At 72.7% G+C, this 25219-nt stretch carries 26 protein-coding genes and 2 pseudogenes; 13 read left to right on the forward strand and 15 right to left on the reverse strand.

Annotation, left to right across the window (positions count from 1 at the left end; genetic code table 11):
* Positions 1-4: 4 nt before the first annotated feature.
* The 4 genes and pseudogenes from CJZ86_RS15275 (at position 5) to ald (ending at position 4685) form a co-directional block, all read left to right on the forward strand.
* A pseudogene (locus CJZ86_RS15275) lies at positions 5-1206 on the forward strand (DUF697 domain-containing protein).
* A 23-nt stretch (positions 1207-1229) separates the two neighbouring features.
* Positions 1230-1799: a nicotinate-nucleotide adenylyltransferase gene (locus tag CJZ86_RS15280; RefSeq protein ID WP_199297026.1), complete on the forward strand. Its 570-nt coding sequence runs from the start codon at positions 1230-1232 to the stop codon at positions 1797-1799.
* Positions 1799-3493 (forward strand): NAD+ synthase, encoded by a 1695-nt coding sequence (locus CJZ86_RS15285; RefSeq protein ID WP_094587275.1) that lies wholly within the window; start codon positions 1799-1801, stop codon positions 3491-3493. Before CJZ86_RS15280 ends, CJZ86_RS15285 begins: the two co-directional genes overlap by 1 nt.
* A gap of 79 nt (positions 3494-3572) precedes the next feature.
* Positions 3573-4685 (forward strand): alanine dehydrogenase, encoded by a 1113-nt coding sequence (gene ald / locus CJZ86_RS15290; RefSeq protein ID WP_094587308.1) that lies wholly within the window; start codon positions 3573-3575, stop codon positions 4683-4685.
* A gap of 6 nt (positions 4686-4691) precedes the next feature.
* Here the strand turns inward: ald and CJZ86_RS15295 are convergent, their stop codons facing one another.
* From CJZ86_RS15295 to CJZ86_RS15340, 10 genes are all read right to left on the reverse strand, one after another.
* The gene (locus CJZ86_RS15295; protein ID WP_094587277.1) at positions 4692-5420 is read right to left on the reverse strand and encodes a class I SAM-dependent methyltransferase; all 729 of its coding nucleotides are present in this window, start codon (positions 5418-5420) and stop codon (positions 4692-4694) included.
* A 153-nt stretch (positions 5421-5573) separates the two neighbouring features.
* Positions 5574-6347, reverse strand: a complete 774-nt coding sequence (locus tag CJZ86_RS15300; protein ID WP_094587279.1) for a DUF7544 domain-containing protein — start codon at positions 6345-6347, stop codon at positions 5574-5576.
* 99 nt (positions 6348-6446) lie between these two features.
* Entirely contained in the window at positions 6447-7073 is a 627-nt protein-coding gene (locus CJZ86_RS15305) for a response regulator transcription factor (RefSeq protein ID WP_094587281.1), read from the reverse strand.
* Complete coding sequence (locus tag CJZ86_RS15310; protein WP_094587283.1) at positions 7073-8146, reverse strand: sensor histidine kinase; 1074 nt, start codon at positions 8144-8146, stop codon at positions 7073-7075. Before CJZ86_RS15310 ends, CJZ86_RS15305 begins: the two co-directional genes overlap by 1 nt.
* Positions 8143-9237, reverse strand: a complete 1095-nt coding sequence (locus tag CJZ86_RS15315) for a histidine kinase (protein WP_094587285.1) — start codon at positions 9235-9237, stop codon at positions 8143-8145. Before CJZ86_RS15315 ends, CJZ86_RS15310 begins: the two co-directional genes overlap by 4 nt.
* On the reverse strand, positions 9234-9806 hold the full coding sequence (kdpC, locus tag CJZ86_RS15320) for a K(+)-transporting ATPase subunit C (protein ID WP_094587287.1): 573 nt from the start codon (positions 9804-9806) through the stop codon (positions 9234-9236). Before kdpC ends, CJZ86_RS15315 begins: the two co-directional genes overlap by 4 nt.
* On the reverse strand, positions 9806-9994 hold the full coding sequence (locus CJZ86_RS15325; protein ID WP_094587289.1) for a potassium-transporting ATPase subunit F: 189 nt from the start codon (positions 9992-9994) through the stop codon (positions 9806-9808). Before CJZ86_RS15325 ends, kdpC begins: the two co-directional genes overlap by 1 nt.
* Before the next feature lie 68 nt (positions 9995-10062).
* Positions 10063-12162: a potassium-transporting ATPase subunit KdpB gene (gene kdpB, locus CJZ86_RS15330; RefSeq protein WP_094587291.1), complete on the reverse strand. Its 2100-nt coding sequence runs from the start codon at positions 12160-12162 to the stop codon at positions 10063-10065.
* An 11-nt stretch (positions 12163-12173) separates the two neighbouring features.
* Positions 12174-13844 carry a potassium-transporting ATPase subunit KdpA gene (kdpA, locus tag CJZ86_RS15335; protein ID WP_094587293.1) on the reverse strand — a complete coding sequence of 557 codons (1671 nt, stop codon included), beginning with the start codon at positions 13842-13844 and terminating at the stop codon, positions 12174-12176.
* A 397-nt stretch (positions 13845-14241) separates the two neighbouring features.
* Complete coding sequence (locus CJZ86_RS15340) at positions 14242-14856, reverse strand: TetR/AcrR family transcriptional regulator (protein ID WP_094587295.1); 615 nt, start codon at positions 14854-14856, stop codon at positions 14242-14244.
* A gap of 120 nt (positions 14857-14976) precedes the next feature.
* On the opposite strand from CJZ86_RS15340, the gene CJZ86_RS15345 reads away from it, so the two are divergent.
* Positions 14977-15582 (forward strand): glutathione S-transferase family protein, encoded by a 606-nt coding sequence (locus CJZ86_RS15345; RefSeq protein WP_094587296.1) that lies wholly within the window; start codon positions 14977-14979, stop codon positions 15580-15582.
* A gap of 14 nt (positions 15583-15596) precedes the next feature.
* Positions 15597-16202, forward strand: a complete 606-nt coding sequence (locus CJZ86_RS15350; RefSeq protein WP_094587297.1) for a pyridoxamine 5'-phosphate oxidase family protein — start codon at positions 15597-15599, stop codon at positions 16200-16202.
* Here CJZ86_RS15350 and CJZ86_RS15355 read toward each other — a convergent pair.
* Genes CJZ86_RS15355 through CJZ86_RS15365 form a run of 3 tightly spaced genes read right to left on the reverse strand, consistent with a single transcriptional unit; the run spans position 16197 to position 18198 of the window.
* Positions 16197-16577, reverse strand: coding sequence for a cupin domain-containing protein (locus CJZ86_RS15355; RefSeq protein ID WP_094587298.1), 381 nt, complete (start codon positions 16575-16577; stop codon positions 16197-16199). The two genes, CJZ86_RS15350 and CJZ86_RS15355, sit on opposite strands and share 6 nt — an antisense overlap.
* A complete protein-coding gene (locus CJZ86_RS15360) occupies positions 16574-17206 on the reverse strand; it encodes an alpha/beta fold hydrolase (protein ID WP_094587309.1) in 633 nt (210 codons plus the stop codon). Before CJZ86_RS15360 ends, CJZ86_RS15355 begins: the two co-directional genes overlap by 4 nt.
* Complete coding sequence (locus tag CJZ86_RS15365) at positions 17203-18198, reverse strand: SDR family NAD(P)-dependent oxidoreductase (RefSeq protein WP_094587299.1); 996 nt, start codon at positions 18196-18198, stop codon at positions 17203-17205. Before CJZ86_RS15365 ends, CJZ86_RS15360 begins: the two co-directional genes overlap by 4 nt.
* Positions 18199-18296: 98 nt before the next feature.
* On the opposite strand from CJZ86_RS15365, the gene CJZ86_RS15370 reads away from it, so the two are divergent.
* Positions 18297-18677 carry a hypothetical protein gene (locus tag CJZ86_RS15370; protein ID WP_143594181.1) on the forward strand — a complete coding sequence of 127 codons (381 nt, stop codon included), beginning with the start codon at positions 18297-18299 and terminating at the stop codon, positions 18675-18677.
* A 5-nt stretch (positions 18678-18682) separates the two neighbouring features.
* Here the strand turns inward: CJZ86_RS15370 and CJZ86_RS15375 are convergent, their stop codons facing one another.
* Positions 18683-19855, reverse strand: a complete 1173-nt coding sequence (locus CJZ86_RS15375) for a hypothetical protein (RefSeq protein WP_143594182.1) — start codon at positions 19853-19855, stop codon at positions 18683-18685.
* A 51-nt stretch (positions 19856-19906) separates the two neighbouring features.
* Between CJZ86_RS15375 and CJZ86_RS15380 the strand changes: the two genes are divergently transcribed.
* Positions 19907-20443: a WbuC family cupin fold metalloprotein gene (locus tag CJZ86_RS15380; protein ID WP_094587302.1), complete on the forward strand. Its 537-nt coding sequence runs from the start codon at positions 19907-19909 to the stop codon at positions 20441-20443.
* Between the two features lie 24 nt (positions 20444-20467).
* On the opposite strand, the gene CJZ86_RS15385 is transcribed toward CJZ86_RS15380, so the two are convergent.
* A complete protein-coding gene (locus CJZ86_RS15385) occupies positions 20468-21055 on the reverse strand; it encodes a DciA family protein (RefSeq protein ID WP_094587303.1) in 588 nt (195 codons plus the stop codon).
* 114 nt (positions 21056-21169) lie between these two features.
* On the opposite strand from CJZ86_RS15385, the gene CJZ86_RS15390 reads away from it, so the two are divergent.
* The 5 genes and pseudogenes from CJZ86_RS15390 to CJZ86_RS15410 all read left to right on the forward strand — a co-directional run.
* Positions 21170-22231, forward strand: coding sequence for a lipase family protein (locus tag CJZ86_RS15390; protein ID WP_094587304.1), 1062 nt, complete (start codon positions 21170-21172; stop codon positions 22229-22231).
* Between the two features lie 101 nt (positions 22232-22332).
* Entirely contained in the window at positions 22333-23106 is a 774-nt protein-coding gene (locus tag CJZ86_RS15395) for a PspA/IM30 family protein (protein ID WP_094587305.1), read from the forward strand.
* Between the two features lie 35 nt (positions 23107-23141).
* A complete protein-coding gene (locus CJZ86_RS15400) occupies positions 23142-23492 on the forward strand; it encodes a thioredoxin family protein (protein WP_094587306.1) in 351 nt (116 codons plus the stop codon).
* Positions 23479-24690, forward strand: coding sequence for an aminotransferase class I/II-fold pyridoxal phosphate-dependent enzyme (locus tag CJZ86_RS15405; protein ID WP_094587307.1), 1212 nt, complete (start codon positions 23479-23481; stop codon positions 24688-24690). Before CJZ86_RS15400 ends, CJZ86_RS15405 begins: the two co-directional genes overlap by 14 nt.
* Positions 24687-25219 (forward strand): annotated as a pseudogene (locus tag CJZ86_RS15410) (biotin--[acetyl-CoA-carboxylase] ligase); the annotation flags it as partial. The gene CJZ86_RS15405 and the pseudogene CJZ86_RS15410, both read left to right, overlap by 4 nt.

Here is a 25219-nt window from a genome sequence, read left to right on the forward strand (position 1 = left end):
GGCCCTGGCGCCGGAGCTGGCCAGCCTCGACCGCCAGCTGGAGCGCCTGCGGCGCCGCCGGCCGCGGGTGGCGGTGTTCGGCCGGGTGGGGGTGGGCAAGTCGAGCCTGCTCAATGCCCTGCTCGGCGAGGACCACTTCGCCACCGACGTGGCCCACGGCTGCACCCGCCGTCAGCAGCAGCGGGCCTGGGGCCAGCCCGTGGCCGGCCTGGAGGGGGTCGACCTCGTGGACACCCCCGGCATCGACGAGATCGCCGCCGCCGCCCGCTCCCGCCTGGCGGCCCGGGTGGCGGTGGGCGCCGACCTGGTGCTGCTCGTCATCGACAGCGACCTCACGGTGATGGACGCCCAGGCCCTGGACGACCTGCTGGCCTCCGGCAAGCCCCTGCTGCTGGTGCTCAACCGCAGCGACTGCTGGCCGGAGGCCGAGCGGGACGCCCTGATCGCCAGCATCGGCCGGCGCCTGCCGCCGGGGGCCCGCCAGCTGCGGCCCCTGCCGGTGGCGGCCGCCCCCCGGGCGGCCCGCCTGCGCCCCGATGGCCGCCCCGGGTGGAGCCCCTGCGCCGGGAGCTCACCGGCCTGCTGGAACGCCACGGGGAGCTGCTGCTGGCCCTCAACGCCCTGCGGGCCGCCGACCGCTTCAGCCAGGCCCTGCACCGCTGCCGGCTGCGCCACGGCCGCCGCCAGGCCCAGGGCCTGATCGGCCGCTTCGCGGCCCTCAAGGCCACGGGGGTGGCGGCCAACCCGCTGCTGCTGCTCGATCTGGCCGGCGGTCTGGCCTGCGACAGCGCCCTGGTGGTGCAGCTCTGCCAGCTCTACGGCCTGCCGATGACCCGCAGCGGTGCCCGCACCCTGCTGGCCCGTCTGGGCGGCCACAACGCCCTGCTGGGGGGCGCCCAGCTGGGCCTGCAGCTGCTGCTCGGCGGTCTGCGCCAGCTGCTGCTGCTGGCAGCCCCCCTGAGCGGCGGGCTGAGCCTGGCGCCGGCGGCGCCGGTGGCCCTGGCCCAGGCGGCCCTGGCGGTCCACACCACCCGGCGCACGGGCCGTCTGGCCGCCGCCGAGCTGCTGCGCAGCACCACCGCCGCGGGCCAGCCGGGGGCCCTGCTGCGCCGGCTGGTGCGGCAGGACCCGGAGACCCGGCGCTGGCTGAGCGAATGGCAGCAGCAGGGGGCGGAGGGGACCGCCGGCGGCGGCCTGCAGCCGTGACGACCGCCGGCACGGACGCCCCGTTGACCCGTCTCGCCCTGTTCGGCACCAGCGCCGATCCCCCCACCCGCGGCCACCGGGCCCTGCTGGAGGGGCTGCTGGGCCTGTTTCCCCAGGTGCTCACCTGGGCCAGCGACAACCCCCTCAAGCAGCATGGCGCCCCTCTGGAGGTGCGCACGGCCCTGCTGGGCGCCCTGGTGGCCGCCATCGACGACCCGCGGCTCAGCCTGGAGCAGGAGCTCAGCAGCCCCTGGGCGGTGGAGACCCTGGAGCGGGCCAGGGCCCGCTGGCCTGACCGGGAGCTGGTCTTCGTGGTGGGCAGCGACCTGGCGGGCCAGATCCACCGCTGGAGGCGGGCCGAGGAGCTGCTGCGCGGCTGCCGGCTCGGCATCGCCCGCCGCCAGGGCTGGCCGCTGCAGGCGGCGGATCTGGAGCGGCTGCGGGGGCTGGGGGCGACCCTCGACCTGCTGCCCCTGGCGATCCCCCCCAGCGCCAGCTCCCGGATCCGGGCCCAGCCCGATCCGGCCCAGGTACCGTCCGAACTCTGGCCGGTGCTGCTGCAGCACAATCTCTACGGCCTCTCCGAGCCCTGATGCGCCTCGCCCTGGCCCAGCTCAATCCCCTGGTGGGCGACCTGGAGGGCAACGGCCACCGGATCCTGGCGGCCGCCGAGCGGGCCCGCGCCGGCGGCGCCGACCTGCTGCTCACCCCCGAGCTGTCGCTGTGGGGCTACCCGCCCCGGGACCTGCTGCTGCGGCCCGCCCTGATCCAGCGCCAGGAGCGGGTCCTGGCGTCCCTGGCGGCGGCCTGCCCAGACGGACTGGCCCTGCTGGTCGGGGTGGCCGAGCCGGTGGCCGGCCGGCGCCAGCCGGGGCTGCACAACGCCCTGGCCCTGGTGGAGCGGGGCGGCTGGCGGATCGTCTGCCGCAAGCGCCTGCTGCCCAGCTACGACGTCTTCGACGAACGCCGCTACTTCCTGCCCGGCGACGCCCCGGCGGTGCTGGAACTGGAGGCGGGTGGCCGCCCCTGGCGCCTGGGGCTGACCATCTGCGAGGACCTGTGGGTGGAGGAGAACCTGCGCAGCCGCTGGCCGGACGCGGTGGATCCGATCGCCGATCTGGCGCCCGGCCGGATCGACCTGCTGCTCAACCTCTCGGCCTCCCCCTTCGGCCGCGGCAAGGGGGAGGTGCGCCAGGGGCTGGCGGCCCGGGCGGCGGCCCGGCTGGGGGCGCCGGTGGTCTACCTCAACCAGGTGGGCGGCAACGACGAACTGGTCTTTGACGGCGCCAGCTTCGTGGTGGACCGCGCAGGCCGGCCCCTGCTGCGGCTGGCCTGCGCCGCCGAGGACCTGGCCGTCTGGGACGCCACGCCAACCACGACGCCCGCCACGACCACCGCCGCAGCGCCGCCGGACCCCTGGGAGCAGCTGCTGCGGGTGCTGGTGCTGGGGGTGCGGGACTACGCGGCCAAGTGCGGCTTCCAGCGGGCCCTGCTGGGGCTGAGCGGCGGCATCGATTCGGCCCTGGTGGCGGTGATCGCCGCCGCGGCCCTCGGCCCCGCCCAGGTGGAGGTGCTGCGCATGCCCTCCCCCTTCAGCTCGGCCGGTTCCCTCGACGATGCCGACGGCCTGGCCCGGCGGCTCGGGCTGGCCACCGCCACCCTGCCGATCGCGCCGTTGATGGAGGCCTTCGCCGCCGCCCTTCCCCCCGCCCTGGGGGCGCCCCCGGCCGGGGTCACCGAGGAGAACCTGCAGTCCCGCATCCGCGGCACGCTGCTGATGGCGGTGGCCAACCAGAAGGGGGGCCTGCTGCTCTCCACCGGCAACAAATCGGAGCTGGCGGTGGGCTATTGCACCCTCTACGGCGACATGAACGGCGGACTGTCGGTGATCGGCGACCTCTACAAGACCACCGTCTTCGGCCTCTGTGAGTGGCTGGACAGCGAGGCCTCCGGCCCCTGCCGGGCCGCCCTGGGCCTGCCGGCCGACGGCGAGCTGATCGGCGCGGCGATCCGCACCAAACCCCCCAGCGCCGAACTGCGTCCCGACCAGCGCGACAGCGATTCGTTGCCCGACTACGGGGTTCTCGATCCCCTGCTGAAGGCCTCGATCGAGGAGCTGCGCACCCCGGAGGAACTGGTGGCCGAGGGGGCCGATCCGGCGCTGGTGGCCCGGGTGGCCGGCCTGCTGCGGCGGGCGGAGTTCAAGCGGCGCCAGGCGGCTCCGGTGCTCAAGGTGAGCGACCGGGCCTTCGGCACCGGCTGGCGGATGCCCATCGCCTCGGCCTAGGGTTTGGCCACGATCGCCTCCGGGCGGCAATCCTTCCTGCCCCATGCCAGCTCCCGGCCCGGCACCCCTGGCCTCTCCGATGGCGAGCATCGGTGTGCCCACGGAGATCAAGCGCGACGAACAGCGGGTGGCCCTCACCCCCGACGGCGTCCATGAGCTGGTGTCCCAGGGCATGGAGGTGCGCGTCCAGGAGGGGGCGGGCCTGGGGGCCGGCATCAGCGACGACGACTACCGCGCTTCCGGGGCGCGCATCGTCAGCTGCGAGGAGGCCTGGGCCGCCCACCTGGTGGTGAAGGTGAAGGAACCGCAGCCGCAGGAGTTCGCTTTTCTGCGCAGCGATCTGGTGCTGTTCACCTACCTGCACCTGGCGGCCTACCCCGAGGTGGGCAAGGCCCTGCTGGAGGCGGGCACCACGGCGGTGGCCTACGAAACCGTGCAGCTCGAGGACGGCAGCCTGCCGCTGCTGGCCCCGATGAGTGAGGTGGCCGGCCGGCTGGCGGCCCAGGTGGGGGCCCACCTGCTGGAGAAGCCCCACGGCGGGCGGGGCGTGCTGATGGGCGGCTGCACCGGCGTGCGGCCGGCGCGGGTGGTGGTGCTGGGGGCCGGCACCGTGGGCTGGAACGCGGCCCGCATCGCCGCGGCGATGGATGCGGAGGTGTTCCTCCTGGATCGCTCGCCCCACCGTCTGCGGGGCCTGGAATCCGACCGACGCGGCCGCATGACCAGCCTGGTGAGCAGCCGCAGCCTGATCGAGCGGCTGGTGCCGGGGACCGACCTGCTGATCGGCGCCGTGCTCCTGCCCGGCGGCCGGGCCCCCACCCTGGTGAGTGAGGAGCTGGTGCAGCGGATGCGGCCCGGCTCCGTGATCGTGGATGTGGCCATCGACCAGGGCGGCTGCATCGCCACCAGCCGCGAGACCACCCACACTGATCCGGTGGTCACCATCCACGGGGTGCAGCACTACGCCGTGGGCAACATGCCCGGCGCCGTGCCCTTCACCTCCACCGAGGCGCTGGTGAGTGTCACGCTTCCCTACATCCTGGTGATGGCGGGGCGGGGCCTGCTGGAAGCGGTCACCGACCGGCCCGAGCTGCTCAGCGGCCTGAACACCGTGGACGGGGCGGTGTGCCATCCCGGGGTGGCCAAGGCCCTGGGGGTGGCGCCGCGCCATCCGATGGCCTGCCTGCGCTGAGCCGGTTCAGAGGGTGGCGCGGAAGATCACCGAGGCGGGCTGGCCGCTGAGGGGATCAAGCGGTTCGCGCAGCTCCCGGACCACCAGGCCATGGCGCTGGAACAGCCGCACCCAGGATTCCAGGGTCCGGAAGAACCAGGGCGCCGGCGTGCGGAAGGCCGGGGAGAACCCGGCCCAGGAGCCCTCCCGCCAGCCGTCCTCGTAGGGATGGTCGGTGCAGATCAGCATCGGGTGCAGCGTCTGGACGAGGACGCTGCCGTCGGGCGCCAGCAGGGCCGGCAGCGCCGCGAACAACTCGTCGAGGCTGCGATCCCCGAGCAGGGAGAAGTTGGCCACCACCACGTCGAAGCGCTCGTTCAGGCTGCCGGCGCCGATCTGCTGGTGCGAAAGCGTCCGGAAGCGGGCGCCATCCGGTGCATCTTCGGCAGCGATGGTGGTGAGTTCGGCCACCGCGTCGGTCCCGAGCACCGCGATGCCCTGGCGGGCGCAGTGGTGGGTCAGCCAGCCCTCGCCGCAGCCCAGATCCAGCAGGGTGGCGGGCGCGCAGTCATTGATCGCCTCCAGGATCGCCCCGTTGGTCACCCTGACGCGACTGAGGATCTCGCCGCGGCGCACGGCCCGGGTCCAGGTGGCGGCGTTGACGACCCAGGAGGCCTGGATGTGCTCCTCCATGAACGCGAGCGCCGGTTCCGTCACGGATGCGGCGTCATCGCCGGCGTCAAGGGGAAGGAGCATGGGCGCGGTCGGAAACGACGCGGAATGGGTGGGTTGCAGAGTGCCTGGAGCGCTCCATCACCCTGAGAAGCGTAATCAGTCCGCCTTTGACCTGCCGGCTTGGGCTGCAGACTCCGAACTGGCTGCCACCATCGGCACCCTGCGCCGCCTGGCTCAGGCCGCCGGCTCCGCCAGCAGGCCGGTGAGATCCTCGCTGCCGAACACCTGGCGATAGGCGGCCGTGCTGGTGCACAGAACCACCGGCACCGCCACCAGCAGCCCCACGAAGCAGGCCAGCAGGCCCACCAGCACGATGGCGAATTCCACCAGGGCCAGCAGCAGCACCGAGCCCCACTGGGGATCGAGCAGGGTGCGGCCCCGGTTGATGGAGTCGATCGGTCCGCGGCCCTCCAGGAGGGCGATCTGGGCCATGAACTTCTGGTTGACCGCCAGGTAGATCAGCAGCGTGAAGGCCGCCAGGAACGGAAGCACGGCCAGGATCTGGTTGAGCTGGGCGGCGGCGACCCCCACCAGGGCCCCCACCATCAGGATCGCGATCATCAGGATCCCCAGGGCCAGGCCGTTGCGGAACAGCCGCCAGCTGGCCGGCCCATCCCAGCGGGTGAAGGTGCCCATGGCCGGCTTTCCGCCCGAAAGGGCGCTCCAGGCACCGCGGACCAGGCCCGTGGTGCTCCACAGGCTCACCAGCACGCTCAGGATCGAGCCCACCACCAGCCGGACCACGTCCACCGCCGTCACCACGGCGGCCTCGTCGGGGTCCACCTGGCCCTGGATCAGGGAGCAGATGCTGCTCAGCACACCCGCCAGCAGGGTGAAGCCGATGAACACCAAGGGGGCCCGGGTGAAGGCCTGCCAGCCCTGCTTCACGGCCTCGATCACCTTCAGGGAGGATCCGCCGCTGGGATCCTGCATCAGAGACTCGGCCATCGCTCGGGGGGGAGTTGCCGGGAGGTTAGGCAGCGTCCGACGGGCGGCCACCCCATCGGTGCGAAGCGTTGCATCCGGCGCCACGGGGTGGATCGTCGGTCAGCCCGGATCCAGGAACTTCAGCGCCGCCTGGGTGCGGTTGCTCACCTGCAGCTTCTGAAAGATCGTGTGCAGATACACCCGCACCGTCCCGGTGCCGAGGCCGAGGCTGGTGGCGATCTGGCGGTTGGTGAGACCGCCGGCCATGGCCGCCAGCACCTCCCGCTCCCGTGGCGTCAGCAGCGCCAGGGAGGCCTCCGGCGGGCCGGCGGCGGCAGGGGTGTCCCGGGTGCGCAGGGCCCGGGTGGCGGAGCGGTCCCACCAGCTGGCCCCCTGTTCGACGCTGGTCAGGGCCGTTTCCAGGTGCGCGAAGGCCTCCGCCTTGTGGAGATAGCCGCTGGCGCCGGCGTCCCACAGCCGCTGCACCCAGCGACTGTCATCCTGGCTGGTGAGAACAAGCACAGGCAGGTCGAAGCCGTCGCTGATCCGCCGGCAGGTCTCCAGGCCCCCCAGCCCGGGCAGGCCGATGTCGAGCACCACCACATCGGCCGGGGCCTCCGCCAGGGCCTCCAGGCCCTGCTCGCCGTCGCTCACCGAACGGACGGCGGTGACCGATGCCAGGCGCAGCAGGAACGCCTCGATCCCCACCCGGAACGCCTCGTCGTCCTCGATCAGCAGCACCCGCATCAGCCCGGCGGCTCCTCAATCGGCAGGCGCACCTCGATGCTGGCCCCTCCGGCGGGCAGGTTGCTGGCCCGGATGCGGCCCCCATGGGCTTCGGTGATCTGTCGGGAGAGATAGAGGCCCAGTCCGCTGCCCCGCTGCTCCGGATCACTCTGGTAGAAGCGCTCGAACAGGTGGGGCAGGCTCGCTTCGGGGAAGCCCTGGCCCCGGTCGCTGACGGTGACCACCGCCTGGCCCTGCTGGCGCTGCAGGTCGACCCAGACGCGCTCGCCCCGAAGGCTGTGGTTGATGGCATTGAGCAGCAGGTTCTCCAGCAGCCGCCGCAGGCCGCCGGCATCCCCCGCCAGGGTGAGGCGGCCTGGGCCGGTGGGTTGGCGCTGGATCAGGGTCACCTCCCGCTCGCGGGCGATCGGACCCACGGCCTCGATCGCCTCGGCGGCAAGGCGCCCCAGGTCGCAGCTCTCCGGTTGCAGCCTGAGGCCCTCCTGGTCGGCGCGGAACAGCCGCAGCAGGTCCTCGATCAGCCGCAGGCTCCGCTCCTGGCTGGCGAGGATGGCGACGAGGCCCCGCTCCAGCAGGCCCCCCGGACTCGGACTCGCCTCGAGCTCCATCATCCGGGCCGTGGCGATCGTGCCCAGCACGGGGGTCTTGAGGTCGTGGGCGAGGGTGGCGATCATGTCCCGGCGCAGGTCCGCCTGGGCCAGCCGCACCTCCAGGTCCACCTGCTGCCGCAGCAGGTGGCGGTTGTGCAGGCACAGGAAGGTGGTCACGGTCAGGGCCAGACAGACCAGCAGGCGATCCACCAGCACCGCCCTCCAGTCGGGATCCGGCACCGGCACCACCAGGTTCACCAGGGTCAGCCCGCAGCAGAGCGCCAGGAAGGCGAGGGCATCGCGGCGTTTGCGCTGGGGGGCCCCGATCAGCAGAGGGATCACGTAGAGGTAGCCGAAGACGATGTGGGGCGGCGTGGCCAGCTCCAGCAGCAGGATCAGGCCGGTGAGCGCCCAGGGCGGCCCCGGGGATCGGGCCAGCCGGCGCAGGCGGCCCGTCTCGCCGGCCGGGCCGGGACTGCTCATGGCTCCCCGTCGGGGCCCGGCGCCGTGGTGTCGGAGATCAGGTGCAGATCGATGCTCAGCCCCCGCAGCTGCTGCTGCAGCCGTTCCGAGATCGGCCGGCGCAGCAGCACCTGCCAGCGGGAGCGCAGCGTCTGCCCCAGCACGATCTGGCTGATGCGCCGCTCGCGGGCCACCCGGGCGATGGTGCCCAGCACGTCGCTGCTGTCGATGCGCAGGAAGGTGCCGCCCACGTCCTCGCACAGGGTGGCGCAGGCTTCGAGCCGCAGGGTCTCCTCCCGGCTGAGGAAGCGGCCGGGATCCTGGATGGTGAGGGCCAGCAGCGGCGCGTCCATGGTGCTGGCCAGGCGGGCGGCGCGCCGCAGCAGCCGGGTCGCGCTCGGATAGGCCGACAAGCAGACCATCACCCGCTCCCGCAGGCCCGCCGCCGTGGGCTCCTCCTCCTCCACCCGGTCGGCCACCTCCCGCAGCGACAGCTCCCGCAGGGCCACCAGGTGGCGTCGCTGGAAGAAGTTGGCCAGGGCCTGGGGGACCTTCTCCGGGGCATAGACCTTGCCCTCCCGCAGGCGCTCCTGGAGGGTCTCGGGGGTGACGTCCACCAGGACCACCTCGTCGGCCTGCTCCAGCACCCGGTTGGGGATCCGCTCCCGCACCACCACCCCGGTGAGCTCGGCCACCAGATCGTTGAGGCTCTCCAGGTGCTGGATGTTGAGGGTGGAGTACACATCCAGACCGGAGAGCAGCAGGGCCTCCACGTCCTGCCAGCGCTTGCGGCGTTCGCTGCCCGGGATGTTGGTGTGGGCCAGCTCGTCGACCAGCACCAGCTGGGGGCGGCGCTCCAGCACGGCGGCCACGTCCAGTTCCTCCAGGGTCACCCCCTGGTAGAGCAGGTGCTTGCGCGGCACCTGCTCCATCCCTTCGGCCTGGCGGATCGTTTCCTGGCGGCCGTGGGTCTCGAGCAGGCCGATCACCACGTCGGTGCCCTCCTTGAGCAGCTCACGGCCCTCCTGGAGCATGCGGCAGGTCTTGCCCACGCCCGGGGCCATGCCGATGAACACCTTGTGGCGGCCCCGGCCGCGGCTGGAGCGGATCAAGGCACCAGCTCGTCCAGGGCGAGGTTGAAGGCCAGCACGTTCACCAGCGGCGGCCGCGCCAGACCGAGCAGCGGCCGGTGGCTGTGGCCCTCCAGCAGGGCCTCCAGCCGGTCGGGCGGCAGCCGGCGGGCGGCGGCGATCCGCGGCAGCTGCTGCCGGGCCGCCGCCAGGCTGATGTCGGGGTCGAAGCCCGACCCGGAGCTGGTGAGCAGATCGGCGGCCACACTGCCCACGCCGCGCTCGGACCAGACGACGACCTCCGCCGCGACCCGCTGGGCCAGGGCGGGGTTGCCGGGGGCCAGGTTGCTGGGGCCCGAGCTGGGGGGATCGCCGCTGCCGTAGGCCACGGCGCTGGGCCGCCCCTGCAGGTAGCGATCGCCCGCGAAGGCCTGCCCGATCAGGGCCGAGCCCACCACGCGCCCATCGACGCGCACCAGGCTCCCCTCGGCCTGCCGGGGGGCGGCGATGCGGGCCAGACCGAGCATCGGCACGGTGATCACCACGACGGTGAGCAGCCAGAGCACCAGGGTGAGGCGCAGGCCCTGGCCGAGGCGGGAAAGGGCGTTCATCAGAATTTCTCCGGGCGGACCATGGCGGTGAACAGATAGGCCGAGAGGGCCAGGGTGACGCTGATCAGCAGGGCCAGGGCATGGCTCTGCAGGCTGTCCAGGCGGCCCCGCTGCAGGGGGGCGAGCAGCACGGTGCCGGCGGCAAGCAGCAGGGGCAGCCAGAACAGCGGTCGCTTGAGCAGATCCATCGGGAAGACGTGCAGCGGTGGAGGGGAGAGTGCGGAGCGGATGGGCGGAGGGCGCGGGCCCGGCCGGCTCAGAGGAGCCCCAGGGCGCCGATCGCCAGATCGATCGCCTTGATGCCCACGAAGGGGGTGATCACGCCGCCCAGGCCGAAGAGCAGCAGGTTGCGCCGCAGCAGCTGGTCGGCGCTGAGGGGCCGGAACTCCACCCCCTTCAGGGCCAGGGGCACCAGGGCCGGGATGATCAGGGCGTTGAACACCATCGCCGAGAGGATCGCCGACTGGGGACTGGCCAGCCCCATCAGGTTGAGGGGGCCGAGGCCCACCCCGGCGAACAGGGCCGGCAGGATCGCGAAGTACTTGGCCACGTCGTTGGCCAGGGAGAAGGTGGTCAGGGCGCCGCGGGTGATCAGCAGCTGCTTGCCGATCGTCACGATGTCGATGAGCTTGGTGGGATCGCTGTCGAGATCCACCATGTTCGCCGCCTCCTTGGCGGCCTGGGTGCCGGAGTTCATGGCCACGCCCACGTTCGCCTGGGCCAGGGCCGGGGCATCGTTGGAGCCGTCGCCGGTCATGGCCACGAGCTTGCCCAGTTTCTGCTCCCGGTCGATCACGGCGATCTTGTCCTCGGGGGTGGCCTCGGCGATGAAGTCGTCGACACCGGCCTCCCGGGCGATCACCCCGGCGGTGATCGGGTTGTCGCCGGTGAGCATCACGGTGCGGATCCCCATGCGGCGCAGCTGGTCGAACCGCTCCCGGATGCCCGGCTTGATGATGTCCTTGAGATAGATGACGCCGAGGATGGCGTTGCCGCGGCAGGCCGCCAGGGGGGTGCCGCCGAGCCGTGACACCTGCTCGTAGGCCCCGTCGAGGTCGTCGGGCACGGTGCCGCCGCGGGAGCGCACGAACCCCTTGATGGCGTCGACGGCCCCCTTGCGGAATTCGATCCCGGCGGGGTCGTCGCTGCCGCTCATGCGGGTGCGGGCCGAGAAGTCGAGGCCCGTGGCCTGCTCCGCGGCGAAGGGCAGCACGGCGCCGCGCTGCTCCGCCAGCCGCACGATCGAGCGGCCTTCGGGGGTCTGGTCGAAGCAGCTGGCCGCCAGGGCCACCTCCGCCAGCTCCGCCTCGCGGTGGCCGCCCACCGGCAGGAACTCCTCCGCCAGCCGGTTGCCGAGGGTGATGGTGCCTGTCTTGTCGAGCACCAGGGTGTTGATGTCGCCGCAGGCCTCCACGGCCCTGCCTGAGGTGGCGATCACGTTGAACTGGGCCACCCGGTCCATGCCGGCGATGCCGATGGCCGACAGCAGTCCGCCGATGGTGGTGGGGATCAGGGCCACCAGCAGCGCCACCAGGGTCACCACCGGGGTGGGTTCCTTGAGGTAGCCGGCCAGGGGCGGCAGGGTGGCCACGGCGATCAGGAACACCTGGGTGAGCACCGCCAGCAGCACCGTCAGGGCGATCTCGTTGGGGGTCTTGGTGCGCTCGGCCCCCTCCACCAGGGCGATCATCCGGTCGATGAAGCCCTTGCCCGGATCGGCGCTGATGCGGATGGTGAGCTGGTCGGAGAGGATCCGGGTGCCGCCCGTCACCGAGCTGGCCACGTCGGAGCCGGCCTCCTTGAGCACCGCCGCCGATTCGCCGGTGATCGCCGACTCATCCACCGAGGCCACCCCCTCGATCACCTCGCCATCGGCGGGGATCGTGTCGCCGGCTGCCACCAGCACCACGTCCCCCTTGCGCAGGCTGGAGGAATCCACCAGCCGTTCGCCGCCGGCGGGATCGAGCAGCCGGGCCTGGGTGCTGGCCTGGGTGCGGCGCAGGGCATCGGCCTGGGCCTTGCCGCGGCCTTCCGCCAGGGCCTCGGCGAAGTTGGCGAACAGCAGGGTGGCCAGCAGGGTGAGGCTCACCAGGGCGTTGAACAGCCGGCCGGAGGCCTCCTTCCCGTCGCCGAACAGACCCGGGCCCACGGTGGCCAGCAGGCAGACGACCGTGCCGCACCAGACCACGAACATCACCGGATTGGCGGCGGCGGTGCGGGGATCGAGCTTCACGAACGCCTGCAGGGCGGCGCGGCGCACCAGGCCCTTCTGGCGGGGTCGGGGCGTGTAGCGCCGCTGGTCGCGGCGGCCCCGCGGCATGCGGGGAAAGAGGGTGCGGGCCGGCAGGGAGGTCATGGCGGGTCGAATCAGGTGGCGAGGAGCAGGCCGTCGGCGATCGGCCCGAGGGCGAGCACGGGGAAAAAGGTGAGGGCGCCGAGGATCACCAGCACCACCGCCAGCACCACCGTGAACAGGCTGGTGTCGGTGGCGAGGGTGCCGGGGCCCGGCGGCAGCGCCGGCTTGCGGGCATAGCCGTCGGCGAGCAGCACAAGGGCGGCGATCGGCAGGTAGCGGCCCCCCACCAGGCTGACGCTGGTGCTGAGGTTCCACCAGAGGCTGCCGTCCCCCAGGCCCTCCATGCCGCTGCCGTTGTTGGCCGCCGCCGAGGCGTACTCGTAGACCACCTGGCTGATGCCGTGGGGCCCGGGGTTGCTGATCCCCGCCAGGTCCGTGGCTCCGGCCATGGTGAACGCCGCGGGCAGCAGCACGAACACCGGGTGAATCAGCAGGATCAGGCTGCTCCACACCACCTCCGCCTTCTCGACCTTGCGGCCCAGGAATTCCGGGGTGCGGCCCACCATCAGTCCGGTGAGGAACACCGCCAGCACCATGAACACCAGCAGGTAGGCGATGCCGGTGCCCTGACCGCCGAAGACCACCTGCAGGAACAGGTTGAACAGGGCCACCAGGTTGGAGAGCGGCAGCAGCGAATCCATGGCGCCGTTGACCGCTCCCGTCATCGAGCCGGTGGTGAGAACGGCCCAGAACGCCGTCAGTCCGGCCCCGAAGCGCAGCTCCTTGCCCTCCAGGTTCGGGCCGCTGATCCAGGCCGACAGGGCCGGGTTGCCCCCCTGTTCGGCCGCCATCGCCAGGGCGGAACCAGCGGCGATCAGCGCCGTGACCAGCAGCAGCAACAGGGTGCTCTGGCGCCGGTTACCGAGAAAGCGCCCGAAGGCGTCGATGCTGGCGGCCGGGATGGCCACCATCGCCCAGCAGCTGAGCAGGTTGGTGAAGCCGTCGGGGTTCTCGAAGGGGTGGGCCGAGTTGGCGCCGTAGAAGCCGCCGCCGTTCTCACCCAGCTGCTTGATCGCCTCGAACAGGGCCACCGGGCCGCGGATCAGCAGCTGGTTGCCCCCCTCCAGGGTGGTGATCCGCAGGGGATCGGCCAGGGTCATCGGCACACCGCAGAACAGCAGTGGCACGGCAAGCAGCAGGCTGCCGGGGATCAGCACCCGGGTGAGGGCCCGCACCAGCTGGCGATGGAAGTTGCCCAGGGGCAGGCCGCAAAGGCCGCGGATCACCGCGAAGCCCACCGCCAGGCCGCTGGCCGCCGAGACGAACATCAGGAACTGGATCACCCCCAGCTGGGCGAAGGTGCCCAGGGTCTGCTCAGGCACGTAGTGCTGCTGGTCGGTGTTGGTGAGGAAAGAGAGGGTGGTGTGCAGGGCCAGGTCCCAGCGCAGGCCGGGCCAGCCCAGGGGGTTCAGCCAGGGGGGCTGGAAGGCCAGCAGCAGGAAGGCCAGGCCGCCGAAGCAGGCGTTGGCCACCAGGAAGGGCTGCAGGTAGGCCCAGGCCGTGGCCGCCGGCTGGCCCCGGTCGCCGATCCAGCGCAGCAGCCCCGTCTCCAGCGGCAGCAGCCAGGGGTCCCAGGCGGGCTGGGGGCGGTCGTCAAAGACCTGCCAGAGGTGGCGGCCCAGGGGAAAGGCCGTCAGCACCGCCACCCCCAGGGTGACGGCGGCCAGAAACCAGGGGAGCATCGGGGGGCTGTCCTGCGGTCGCGCCCACCCTCCCGCCGGCGGGGTGGGCGCCGCAACTGACGAAAGGCAGGGTCCAGGTGCCGCCGGTGCGCAGATTGCGGGCCCGGTAGACGCGGCCGCGCCCGTCGCCGCGGGGAGCCCCGCTGCAGTCCGGTACGAAGCTGAGGCAGAGCTCCACCGGATCCCCTTCCCGGCTGCTGTGGATCGCCGGCACCATGTCGTAGGAGACCTGGTAGCCCCCATTGGTGTAGCTGACGGCGGAGCCGGAGCCGGCGATGGGGATCTGGACGCCGTTGGCGTCAGCGGCACTCAGCCGGTAGTGGATCTCCCGGATGAACGTCGGGCTGCACGCACCGAGGCGGCGGTCCCCCGGTTGCAGGGCGCCCGCCAGGGCTTGTCACCGTGGCTCCCCGGTGGCCTCGCCCGCTCGCGGTGCCGAGGCCACCAGAGCTTCGGCGGCCCGCCGGGCATCGGCGCCGGCCAGGGGAGTCCGCTGCAGGAAGGCCACCACCAGGGCGCCTTCGAACAGCAGCTGCAGCTGGCGGGCCAGACCCTCCGGGTCGGCGACGGCGAGATCACGGCAGAGCCCTTCCAGCAGGTCGCGGCAACCCTGCTTGAAGGCCTCGGCCGCCTGCCGGGGCAGATCCTCCGCAGCGGGGTACTCGCTGGCGGCCTTGATGAACAGGCAGCCGTGGAACGCCGGCGAGCGCACCGCCTGCTCGAGCCAGTCGAACACCGCCAGCAGGCGCGTCCCGGGGTCCTCCGGCGCCGCGGCGATCCGCTTGGCCAGCCCCGCGGCGATGGCGTTGCCGCGGCGCTCCAGCACCGCGGCGATCAGCTCCTCCTTGGATCGGAAGTGCTTGTAGAGGGTCATCTTGGCCACCCCGGCCGCGGCCAGCACCGCGTCGATGCCCACGGCCCGGTAGCCGTGGCGGGCGAAGAGCCCTTCGGCCGTGTCCAGCAGCGCGTCCCGCTTGGCGGAGGTCCTGGTGGTGGCGCCGCTCGCTGGCATGGATTCTGCTGCAGTAGGCCCAATCTAGTGAGTAGACAGAAAGGTCTGCTACCTTTGGATGCGCAGACCGGTCTGTCTACTCAGGCTGTCCGCATCCCCGGCCCCCCATCCCTCGCCCCGATGCTCAAGCTCCACGGCCACGAACTCTCCGGCAACAGCTACAAGGTGCGCCTGCTCCTGGAACTGCTCGGGCTCGACTACGACTGGGTCCGCGTCGATCTGATGGCCGGCGAGCACAAGGGGGAGGCGTTCCTCTCCCTCAATCCCTTCGGCCAGGTGCCCGTGCTCCAGGAGGACGGCACCACCCTCTCCGACGCCCAGGCGATCCTCTTCTACCTGGCGGCCCGCCGCGGGGATGGCCTATGGCTGCCCGCCGATCCCCTCGGCCAGGCCCGGGTGGTGCGCTGGCTTTCCACCGCGGCCGGCGAGGTGCGCCAGGGCCCGGAAAGTGCCCGGCTGCACCATCTGTTCGGCGTCAAGGCGATCCCGATCGAGCGGGCCACCGAGAAGGCCGCCTTCCTGCTCGACCAGCTCGAGCGGCACCTGGCCCACCGGCAGTGGCTGGAGCTGGAGCGCCCCACCATCGCCGACATCGCCGTGTTCCCCTACGTGGCCCTGGCCCCGGACGGCGGCATCGATCTGGCCCCCTATCCCAACGTTTGCGCCTGGATCGGGCGGATCAAGGCGCTGCCGGGCTACGTGCCCATGAAGGGCCTGGAGGCCTGAGCGGAACTTCCCCCATGAGCCAGCACTACCTGCATCGCCATCTCACCCCCGCCGTGGGCGAGGCCCAGCTCCAGGCCTATGGCCAGAGCCAGGGCGCACCCCCGGCCCCGGCGCCCGATCGCCTCAGTGCCAGGGAGATCGCCTTCATCAGCGCCCGCGACAGCTTCTATCTGGCCAGCCTCACTGAAGCGGGTGCCCCCTACCTGCAGCATCGGGGCGGGCCGGTGGGCTTCCTGCGGGTGCTCGACGAGCGCACCCTGGGGTTCGCCGATTACGGCGGCAATCGCCAGTTGCTCACCGCCGGCCATCTGCGCCGGGATCCGCGGGTGGCCCTGTTCCTGATGGATTACCCGGCCCGTCGCCGGCTCAAGCTCGACGGGGAAGCGCAGGTGGTGCCGCTCGCTGATGATCCCCAGCTGGCGGAGCAGCTGGGACCGCAGGCTGCCGGGGAGGTGGAGCGGCTCTTCCGCATCCGGGTGGAGGCCTTCGACTGGAACTGCCCCCAGTTCATCACCCCCCGGTTCACGGCCGTGGAGCTGGAAGCCCAGCTGCGGCCGTTGCAGGAGCGGATCACTGCGCTGGAGGGTGAGCTCCAGAGTCTGGGCCGGCTGCGCTCATGACAATCCTTCCCCTCCTCGATGGGGGAAGGAGATGTCCAGCACCAGGCAGCCCTCGGCGTCCGTGCGAAACGGGCCATGCACCTCCCCCGGCGGCCGGCTGGCGTAGTGCCCGCTCTCCAGCCACAGGCCGACGGCCGCGTCGAACAGGCGCCCGCTGACGATGAAGATCTCCTCGGGGAAGGGGTGGGCCTTGCCCCCGAAGGCGGCGGTGTCGGCCCCGCTCAGGAAGCGGGTGAGGCGGGTGATCTCCCCGGTGGCCTGATCCTCACTGAGCACCAGCTCCTGCACCTGGCCTTCCAGCCCCTCCAGCCAGCGCCAGCGATGGGCCTGCTCCGGCGCCAGCGGATTCCAGTACGTGCTGGTGGTCTTGCTCATGGTGGGGTGAGGGGAGCGGCGGCGGCCAGGTGGGCATCGATGAGCGGCGCCAGCCGCCCGGCGTGATGCAGGCCGAGATCATGGTCGCCGCCGTTGATCACGTGCAGACGGGCATCGGGCAACAACAGGGCCAGGCGCTCCCCGGCGGCCACCGGGCTGAACGGGTCGGCATCGCCCCACAGCAGCAGGGTGGGTGCCGCAACCTCCTGCAGGTGCTCGGAGAGGTCGGTCGTTTCCGTGGCGAACCAGTCGGGGAGGTGGGACAGGCTGGTGCGGAAGCCGGCCCGCCAGTCGGTGGCCCCCAGCTCCACCATCGGCAGGCCGCCGGAGGTGGCGGCCAGCACCAGGTGCGTCACCCAGCCGGGCCGGGCCAGGGCGGCCTGCAGGGCCAGCACCCCACCCATCGACTGGGCGATCAGGGCGCAGGGGCGATCCAGCGGTTCCAGCACCAGGGCCAGCAGGTCGTCGAAGCCCTCCACCCCCGGCCGGGGCGGGGTGTCGCCGAAGCCGGGCCAGCCCAGGTGCAGCCGCTCGGCGCGGCAGGCCAGCCGCTGCTCCAGGGGACGCCAGAAGGACGTGTCGCCCGAGGCGCCGGGAAGGAACAGCAGCCGCTCGGGCCGGCCGCTCACGGCCAATCAGCCTTCACGCCCACCAGGGCCGCACTCGCCTCCCAGAGCCGCCGGGCCAGATCGGCGTCCTGGCCTTCGGCGCTGGTGGCGGTGGCCTCGAACAGGTGCCGTCCCGGGGCTGTGACGCGGTTGCGGAGGTAGGTGAAGCCGCTGGCGGCGTAGGCGTCATCGACGGCCAGGCCTGCCAGCAGCGCCCCGGCGTTCTCGACGCTCTCGGTGAGGCGCAGCAGCGAGCGGGCCGCCAGGGCGAACAGCCGCTGCCCCAGCTCGTTCGACTGGCGGCTGTAGCGCCAGAAGCCGCCTGTGCTCGTGGGCGGGATCACCAGCCCCGGGCTCCAGGCGATCACCGGAGTCGGCGTTCCCTGCGCTTCCAGCCGCCGGGCGAACTCCCGGGCGAACAGCACGTTGCAGAGCTTGCTGTCCTTGTAGGCCTTGTCGGCACTGAATGGAGCCGAGCCGTCCACCATCGTGGTGCCCTGGCCCGGCCGCAGGCCCGCCAGCTCGCCCAGGCCCGCCGGGGCCCCCACCTTGCCCCCCGCGGTGGTGGGGTCGTGCACCTCGCTGGCGGTGACCACCAGCCGCGGGGATCGCCCCGCCGCCAGCAGGGGCCAGAGCTGGTGGGCCAGCAGGACGTGGCCCAGATGGTTCACCCCGAAGCTGAGCTCATGGCCCTGGGCCGTGCGGCGCGGTTCGCTGGCGCCGGCGTACTGGAGGCCGGCATTGAGCACGAGGGTGTCGATGGGGGTCCCCCGGGCGAGCAGGGCGGCGGCACAGGCCCGCACGCTCTCCAGATCCGCCAGGTCGCAGACCGCGGCGGCGGGGGTTGTGCCGGTGCCGGCCCGCTCCAGCACCCGGCCTGCGGCCGCCTCGGCGCTGGCCCGGTCCCGGCAGGGCAGGGTGAGCCGGTGGCCGGCCCGGCAGAGGATCACCGCCGCCTCGAAGCCGATGCCGGAATTGCCGCCGGTCAGGAGGATGTGGCGCGCTGCAGCCAAGGGCGGACTCCTGGGGGTGCCGGAAGGGTGCCGAGCGGGCCAAGGCTACGGACCCCGGGCTCCCAGCTGCCGATGCCGGTCCTGCCAGAGTGCTGCCTGTGCCCCGACTCCCCCGACGCTCCTTCCTAGCGCTGGCGACGGCCGCGGGCCTTGCGGCGGCCACCGGCGCCGGCGTGGCGTTCCGGGAGCACACCCGAAACGCGCTCACGGTCACCAACCGGAGCGGCCGCATGATCACGTCCCTGGAAGTGTCCCTGCCCTGGGAGACGCTGCGGTTCGAGCCGATCGCCGCTGGGGAATCGGTCAGCCGCTCCTTCCGCATCGTCTCCGATGCGAGTTTCTTGATCGAGGGCGAGCTGGCGGACGGCACCCGCCTGCGAGCCAACGAGGGCTACGTCACCAACGGCCAGTACGGCGAAGAGGTGCGGATGGAGGTCGGTCCCGGCGGTGCGATCCAGCTCCGCCAGCAGCGGCGCTGACGCGATCAGAACAGCCGGAACAGATTCAGACCGCCACCTTTGGGGGCCGGAGCCTCCTGGCCTTCGCTGGAGCCCGGATCGAGGCGCTCCATGCCTTCCCCCAGAAAACGGGTGGCGGTGGAGCGCCGCTCCAGGCTGAGCCGCCAGGCGGGGCTGCCCTGGGGGCTGCTCAGCAGCAGCGTGTCGCCGTAGGCGGTGAAGGTGACCATCGCCGCCTCCATCGCCGCCATGGCCTGGGCGCTCACCGCGCAGGTGGTGCGCTCCGGAGCCAGCAGCACCCCGCGCTGCACCAGCCGGGCCGCTTCCGGGGCTCTCAGGTCATCCGGCACAGCGCTGTCGGCCATCGGCAGCTCGCTGGAGGTCCACATCACGATGTCGCCCTCCTGGCGGCCCATGCCCGTGGCCGTCGCCTGGTAGCCGAGGGCGGTGGGGATGGCCGGCCAGCTCAGGCGCTGGGCGCCACCCGCCGGGGTGCTCGTCAGCTTCACCGGCGCCAGGAAGTCGTGGCCGCTGCCCACCGGGAAGCGGATCTCCGGGGCGTAGTTGCTGGCCACCACATGGTTCCCCACCAGGGAGGCCTGCTGCGGCACCGCCGGCGCCTCATCGCCCGATGGCCAACGGCCCGAGGTGCCCGCGGGGCCGGTGGCGGTCGCCAGCCGCTTCAGGCCCGAGAGCGCCTGGCGTCGCTGCTCCTTGGTCAGTCCCTGCAGGGTGATGATCTCGGGCTGGCCGGCGCCGGCGCTCTCGGCGCAGCCGCGGAAGATCAGCAGCCGGCCCTTCGCCTCGGGAATGTCCTCCTCCTTCCACTCCCGGCCCCGCTCCCCAGGGCTGTCGCTGCCGCTCTTCAGCGGCAGGGCCGTCCCCATCGCCATGGCCGCCGGGATGCGGTGCTCGGCCGTGGGGTTGGGGGTGGTCTGCGGGGATTGAAGCCGCAGCTCCAGCTGGCGGCTGGTGGCGCCCATCGCCGGCCGGCCGCCCAACATCATCTGCAGCATCCCGGCGCCGCCCATCGCCCCCATCCCCGCCGTGGTGGTGGCCTCGATCCTGTAGGTGGCGACCGGCGCCGGCGGCTTGGCGCCCGGTTTGGCCGCCGCCAGGGCCGGCAGGGCCTGGCCGGTGCCGAGCAGAACAACGAGCGGTGCGGCCGCCTGCCAGGACACCCGCGGACCAGCACCCATGACGTCCATGCCGTTGGAGGGACGCACAATCTATGGGCCGCCGACCCTGCGATGGACTCCGCCGCCCCGTCCCCGCTCCAGCGCATCGACCAGGACCTCTTCGATGCCGTGGCCGCCGCCGCCGCTGACTCCCCTCGCCGGCGCCGCAACCACAACTTCCACGCCCCCACCGACCGGGTGCAGCGCTTCCTGAACGTGCTGCAGCCCGGCACCTACGTGCGGCCCCACCGCCACCGGCGCGCGCAGCCCGGCGACGGTTTCGAGTGCTTCCTCGTGCTGCAGGGGGCGGTGGGGCTGCTGCTGCTCGATGCCGGTGGGCGGGTGCTGCAGCGCGAGCGGATCAGCGCCGAAGGACCCCTGCGCGGCATCGAGCTGGCCGAGGGGGTCATCCACACCCTGGTGGCCCTATCGCCCGATGCCGTGATGATGGAGATCAAGCAGGGGCCCTACGAGCCCGCCGCCGACAAGGACTTCCTGGCCGGATTTCCCCTCGAGGGAAGCGAGGCCGCGGCGGCGCAGGAAGCGGCCTGGCGGGCCCTGTTCGGGACCGGGGACGACCACTCCTCCCCTGATCATCCCCTCCCCTGAGCGCCCGGCCCCGGGCCAGGGGGTTCAGGCCAGATCGGCGCGGCGGCAGAAGCTGCAGTGGCCCCAGCGGGCCATCTCCCCGGCCGGGGCCGGGCGGCCGCAGGCGGGGCAGTCGGCCAGACCGTGCACGTCGCAGCGGCTCGGATGGACGGCCCACACCTCCGCCTCGCTGAGGCTGCCCGGCGTGGTGGGGGCGCCGGGGTGGTGTTGCTGCACCCGCACGTCCCGCACGCTGAAGCCGGCGCCGCGCAGCGATCCCAGCAACTGGTGGCGGTTGTACTGCAGGGCCTGCAGCCAGGGCCCCGGCGCAGCGCCCACCGTCAGCAGCCCGCCCTGCAGCTGCAGGGGACGGCAGTGGGGGGCCAGCTGGGGCCCGGCGATCCGCGGCCAGTCCCGCCACAGGGCGGCCAGATGGCCGTCGCGACGCCACTCCTGCTGGAGGTTGTCCAGGCAGCTGGCCAGGGCACTGGCCGGCGGCCGGGCGGGCGGCATCAGCAGGGCGACGTTGCCCACCTGCCGCGTCTGCACCGCCTCGACGCGCTGGCGGCGGGAGCCGCTGCGGGAGCCACTGGGCTCGGACGCGCGGCGCTGGCGGGACCGGGAGGGCTCCATCAGTCCACGCTAAGGCCGTGCATCGGCCCGTGATCGAAACCGGTTCCCGGCTTGACGGGGCGGGCGGCTGGGCAAGGCTGGGGCCCGGAGAACCTCCATCCCCGGGGCAGCGCCATGGCCGGCTACTTCGACGATCCCACCCTGATCCGCCAGGTCCCAGTCCTCCGCGCCGCCTATTCCGACCGCACCGCCTGGCTGCTGGCGGAGATCGCCCGGCTGGTCTACGAGAAGCTGCCCGCCGAGATCAGGGTCGACGAGCTGGTGCTCCGCATCCTCGAATCGGCCCGCAGCCAGCGGGGGGAGGCGGTGGTGCGGGCCCTGGTGGCGGCCGCCATCGAGAACGGCCAGACGGTGGATGGGGTGGTGGTCTCGGCGCTGGAGACGGCCGGCTTCGAACTGCTCGAAGGTATCGCCGTGCAGGGCAGCGAAGCGATCCTCGTCCGCCTCAACCTCCCCTCAGGCCGGGGACCCGACGCCATGCTCGTGCTGGCCTTCCGGGGCACCCAGGTCACCAGCATCCACGACATCAGCGCCGATCTGCGGGCCCACCTGGTGGCGGCCCCCGGCGGCGGCCGGGCCCATGCCGGGTTTCTCGCCGCCTTCGACAAGGTGCGCGCCCCCCTGGAGGCCGCCCTGGCGCGCCATCCGGGTATCCCCCTGTACATCACCGGCCATTCCCTCGGCGGCGCCCTGGCCCTGGTGGCCACCCGCTACCTCGGCTCCGACAGCACCGGTGCCACCTACACCTTCGGCTGCCCCCGGGCCGGCGACGACACCTTCTTCGCCCCGATCCGGACCCCCATCTACCGGATCGTCAACGCCGCCGACGGGGTGACGCGCATCCCCTTCGGCTACAGCCTGGTGATCCTGCTGAGTCTGATCCGGCTGATTCCCGTCAACGGCACCTTCCAGATCGCCGAGTTCCTGCGGCGCAACTTCTTCGGCTACACCCATGCCGGCAGCGTCGTGTTCCTCTCCGATGCCGACAACATCCCCGATGGGCAGCAGATCCCCTTCCGGGACCTGAAGGTGGTGATGAGCCCGGAGGCGTTCTGGCGCTTCTGCGTCGTGGTGCGTCGCTTTCTCCTCACCCGGGGCAAGGCGGTGGTCGCCGACCATTCCATGGGCGATTACGCCCTCAAGCTGCAGGCCCACGCCCGGCGTCGCAACACCTGAGCGCCGCTCCGTCGGGTGTGGGTGCGGCAATCCGCTGAGGGGCGGGCAAGACCGGGCGGCAGGTTCTGGCTACTCTCGATTCCTGCACTGGCCCCGCCTCCATGGGTTTCTTCGATCGGCTGAGCCGTCTTCTGCGCGCCAACCTCAACGATCTGGTGAGCAAGGCGGAGGATCCGGCCAAGATCCTCGACCAGTCCGTCGCCGACATGCAGGCCGACCTGGTCAAGCTGCGCCAGGCCGTGGCCACCGCCATCGCCAGCCAGAAGCGGCTGCAGAACCAGGCCGAGCAGGCTGAGGCCCAGGCCCGCACCTGGTACGAGCGTGCCGAGCTGGCCCTGAAGAAGGGGGAGGAGGATCTGGCCCGGGAGTCCCTCTCCCGCCGCAAGACCTACCAGGACACCGCCACCGCCCTCAACGCCCAGCTCAGCGGCCAGGCCGGCCAGGTCGACACCCTCAAGCGCAGCCTCACCGCCCTGGAAGGCAAGATCGCCGAGGCCAAGACCAAGAAGGACATGCTCAAGGCCCGCGCCCAGGCGGCCCAGGCCCAGGAGCAGCTCCAGAACGCCGTCGGCAGCCTGAACACCAACAGTTCGATGGCCGCCTTCGACCAGATGGAGGAGAAGGTGCTCAACATGGAGGCCCGCAGCCAGGCCGCCGCCGAGCTGGCCGGTGCCGACCTGGAAAGCCAGTTCGCCGCCCTCGAGGGCAGCGACGTCGACGACGAGCTGGCCGCCCTCAAGACCCGCCTCGAAGGCGGCAAGACCCCCATCTCCCTTCCCATGGAGGGAGGTCCGGCCCCCCAGCTGGAGCCGGTGAAGGTGGCCGAGGTGAACGCCGAGCTCGAGGAACTGCGCCAGTCCATCGACAAGCTCTGAATTCATACAATCGGGCCACCGCTACCCCTAACGCCGTGCCCGCCGACGTCGACTCCCCCGTCCTTGACCTCACCGATGCCAACTTCCAGGCCTCGGTCCTGGAGGTCCCGGGCCCGGTCCTCGTTGACGTCTGGGCGCCCTGGTGCGGCCCCTGCCGGCTGATGGCCCCCCTGATGACCTGGGCCGCCACGGCCTATGCCGAGGCCCCCGGCGGAGCCCTCACCGTCGGCAAGCTGGAGGCCGACCCCAACCCCATCAGCCGCGACAGCCTCAAGGTGCAGGGTCTGCCCACCCTGGTCCTGTTCCGCGGCGGCCAGGAACTGGCCCGCCATGAAGGGGCCATGGCCCAGTCCCAGCTGAAGGCTTTCCTGGATGCCCATCTCTGAGCGCCTGTCGCGGCTCGGCAACGGCGTCTTCGCCCGCAACGACCAGCGCAAGGCCGCCTACAGCGCCCGGGCCGCCGCCGGCCACGGCCCGGAGGGTTCGGCCCTGCCGCCGCTGCTGGATCTGTCCCTGGGCTCCACCGACCTGCAGCCGCCGGCCGTGGCCCTCGAGGCCATCGCCGCCGGCCTGAACCGGCCCGAAAGCGCCTCCTACTGCCTCCATGCCGCCACCCTCCCCTTCCGGGAGGCGGTGGCGGCCTGGGCGCGGCGTCGTTTCGACGTGGCGGTGGATCCCGAGACGGAGGTGCTGCTGCTGGTGGGCTCCCAGGAGGGCACGGCCCATCTGCCGCTGGCGGTGCTCAACCCCGGGGATCGGGCCCTGCTGCTCGACCCCTACTACCCCTCCCACATGGGGGGCCTGCACCTGGCCAGCGCCGAACCGGTGCTGCTGCCCCTCGACGCCGACGCCGGCTGGCGGCCCGATTTCGACCGCCTTTCCCCCAGCCAGTGGCAGGACCTCTCGCTGATCGTGCTGGGGTTCCCCCACAACCCCACGGCCACCACCGGCACCCAGGCCTGGCTGAATGGGGCGGTGGAGCGGGCCCTGCGCCATGACGTGGTGCTCGCCCACGACAACCCCTACGTGGATCTGGCCCTGGAGGGGGAGGCCCCGGCCCTGCTGCGCCATCCCGACTGGCGCCGCTGCGGCATCGAGTTCTTCTCCTTCTCCAAGAGCTGGTGCCTCGGGGGTTACCGGCTGGCGTTCGCCATCGGCGCCGAGGAGCTGATCACCGCCCTGCGCCAGCTCAAGGGGGTGGTGGATTTCAACCAGTCCCTGGCGTTGCAGGCCGGGGCGATCGCCGCCCTGGAGCAGGCCCCCCACTGGCCCGAGCAGCTGCGCGGCGTCTACCGCGAGCGCCGCGACCGCATGGCCGCCGCCCTCGAGGCCCAGGGCTGGCCGGTGCGCCTGCCGTCGATGGCCCTCTACCTGTGGCTGCAGATCCCCGAGGTGGCCCGGGCCCGGGGTCTGGATTCGGAACGCTTCTGCGCCGCCCTGCTGGAGGGCAGCGGCGTCTGCCTCACCCCCGGCAACGGCTTCGGCCCCGGCGGTGAGGGCTGGCAGCGGTTGGCCCTGGTGCACCCGGCCGACGAGCTGGAGGCCGGTGCGGCCCGCATCGGCGACTGGCTGCGGCGGTTTTGATCGGCGCGATCGGGGCCCTGCGGCGGCGGGCCCCCCTGGCGCCCAGGGAGGCCCCGCTGGAGCTGGTCCCCTGGCGGTTGCGGGGCCTGCCGGTGTGCGCCAGCACCGAAACGGAACTGGATCGCTGGCTGGCCCAGGATCCGCGGCTGGTCGGCGACGCGCCCCTGCCAGCCCCCCGGGCCGTGATCGCCCGCCGGCAGCGCTTCGGCCGCGGCCAGCAGGGCCGTCCCTGGTGCTCCCCGGCCGGGGGGGTGTGGCTGAGTGCGGCCCTGCCCTGGCCAGCGGCGGCGGCGACGGCCGCGGCCCCCGGCCTGGCGGTGGCGGTCGGGCTCTGCCTGCGGCTGGAGGCCCGGGGTCTCCCGGTGCGGCTCAAGTGGCCCAACGACCTGCTGCTGCCCGGCGGGGTCGTGGGGGGCGGCGGGGGTGGCCCCCGGAAGCTGGCGGGCCTGCTGCCGCGCCTGCGGCTGCGGGGGGGCACCTGCCGCTGGGCCCGGATGGGGGGGGGGCTCAACGTCGCCAACCGGGCGCC

Source organism: Synechococcus sp. BO 8801, from assembly GCF_002252675.1.
Classification (GTDB): domain Bacteria; phylum Cyanobacteriota; class Cyanobacteriia; order PCC-6307; family Cyanobiaceae; genus Cyanobium.

What these genes read in the sequence shown, in the direction of transcription:
- CJZ86_RS15285 (WP_094587275.1), top strand. Translation starts at nt 1,799, where the DNA reads ATGCGCCTCGCCCTGGCCCAGCTCAATCCCCTGGTGGGCGACCTGGAG.
- ald (WP_094587308.1), top strand. Translation starts at nt 3,573, where the DNA reads ATGGCGAGCATCGGTGTGCCCACGGAGATCAAGCGCGACGAACAGCGG.
- CJZ86_RS15295 (WP_094587277.1), bottom strand. Translation starts at nt 5,420, where the DNA reads ATGCTCCTTCCCCTTGACGCCGGCGATGACGCCGCATCCGTGACGGAA.
- CJZ86_RS15300 (WP_094587279.1), bottom strand. Translation starts at nt 6,347, where the DNA reads ATGGCCGAGTCTCTGATGCAGGATCCCAGCGGCGGATCCTCCCTGAAG.
- CJZ86_RS15305 (WP_094587281.1), bottom strand. Translation starts at nt 7,073, where the DNA reads ATGCGGGTGCTGCTGATCGAGGACGACGAGGCGTTCCGGGTGGGGATC.
- CJZ86_RS15310 (WP_094587283.1), bottom strand. Translation starts at nt 8,146, where the DNA reads ATGAGCAGTCCCGGCCCGGCCGGCGAGACGGGCCGCCTGCGCCGGCTG.
- kdpC (WP_094587287.1), bottom strand. Translation starts at nt 9,806, where the DNA reads ATGAACGCCCTTTCCCGCCTCGGCCAGGGCCTGCGCCTCACCCTGGTG.
- CJZ86_RS15325 (WP_094587289.1), bottom strand. Translation starts at nt 9,994, where the DNA reads ATGGATCTGCTCAAGCGACCGCTGTTCTGGCTGCCCCTGCTGCTTGCC.
- kdpB (WP_094587291.1), bottom strand. Translation starts at nt 12,162, where the DNA reads ATGACCTCCCTGCCGGCCCGCACCCTCTTTCCCCGCATGCCGCGGGGC.
- kdpA (WP_094587293.1), bottom strand. Translation starts at nt 13,844, where the DNA reads ATGCTCCCCTGGTTTCTGGCCGCCGTCACCCTGGGGGTGGCGGTGCTG.
- CJZ86_RS15340 (WP_094587295.1), bottom strand. Translation starts at nt 14,856, where the DNA reads ATGCCAGCGAGCGGCGCCACCACCAGGACCTCCGCCAAGCGGGACGCG.
- CJZ86_RS15345 (WP_094587296.1), top strand. Translation starts at nt 14,977, where the DNA reads ATGCTCAAGCTCCACGGCCACGAACTCTCCGGCAACAGCTACAAGGTG.
- CJZ86_RS15350 (WP_094587297.1), top strand. Translation starts at nt 15,597, where the DNA reads ATGAGCCAGCACTACCTGCATCGCCATCTCACCCCCGCCGTGGGCGAG.
- CJZ86_RS15355 (WP_094587298.1), bottom strand. Translation starts at nt 16,577, where the DNA reads ATGAGCAAGACCACCAGCACGTACTGGAATCCGCTGGCGCCGGAGCAG.
- CJZ86_RS15375 (WP_143594182.1), bottom strand. Translation starts at nt 19,855, where the DNA reads ATGGGTGCTGGTCCGCGGGTGTCCTGGCAGGCGGCCGCACCGCTCGTT.
- CJZ86_RS15380 (WP_094587302.1), top strand. Translation starts at nt 19,907, where the DNA reads ATGGACTCCGCCGCCCCGTCCCCGCTCCAGCGCATCGACCAGGACCTC.
- CJZ86_RS15385 (WP_094587303.1), bottom strand. Translation starts at nt 21,055, where the DNA reads ATGGAGCCCTCCCGGTCCCGCCAGCGCCGCGCGTCCGAGCCCAGTGGC.
- CJZ86_RS15390 (WP_094587304.1), top strand. Translation starts at nt 21,170, where the DNA reads ATGGCCGGCTACTTCGACGATCCCACCCTGATCCGCCAGGTCCCAGTC.
- CJZ86_RS15395 (WP_094587305.1), top strand. Translation starts at nt 22,333, where the DNA reads ATGGGTTTCTTCGATCGGCTGAGCCGTCTTCTGCGCGCCAACCTCAAC.
- CJZ86_RS15405 (WP_094587307.1), top strand. Translation starts at nt 23,479, where the DNA reads ATGCCCATCTCTGAGCGCCTGTCGCGGCTCGGCAACGGCGTCTTCGCC.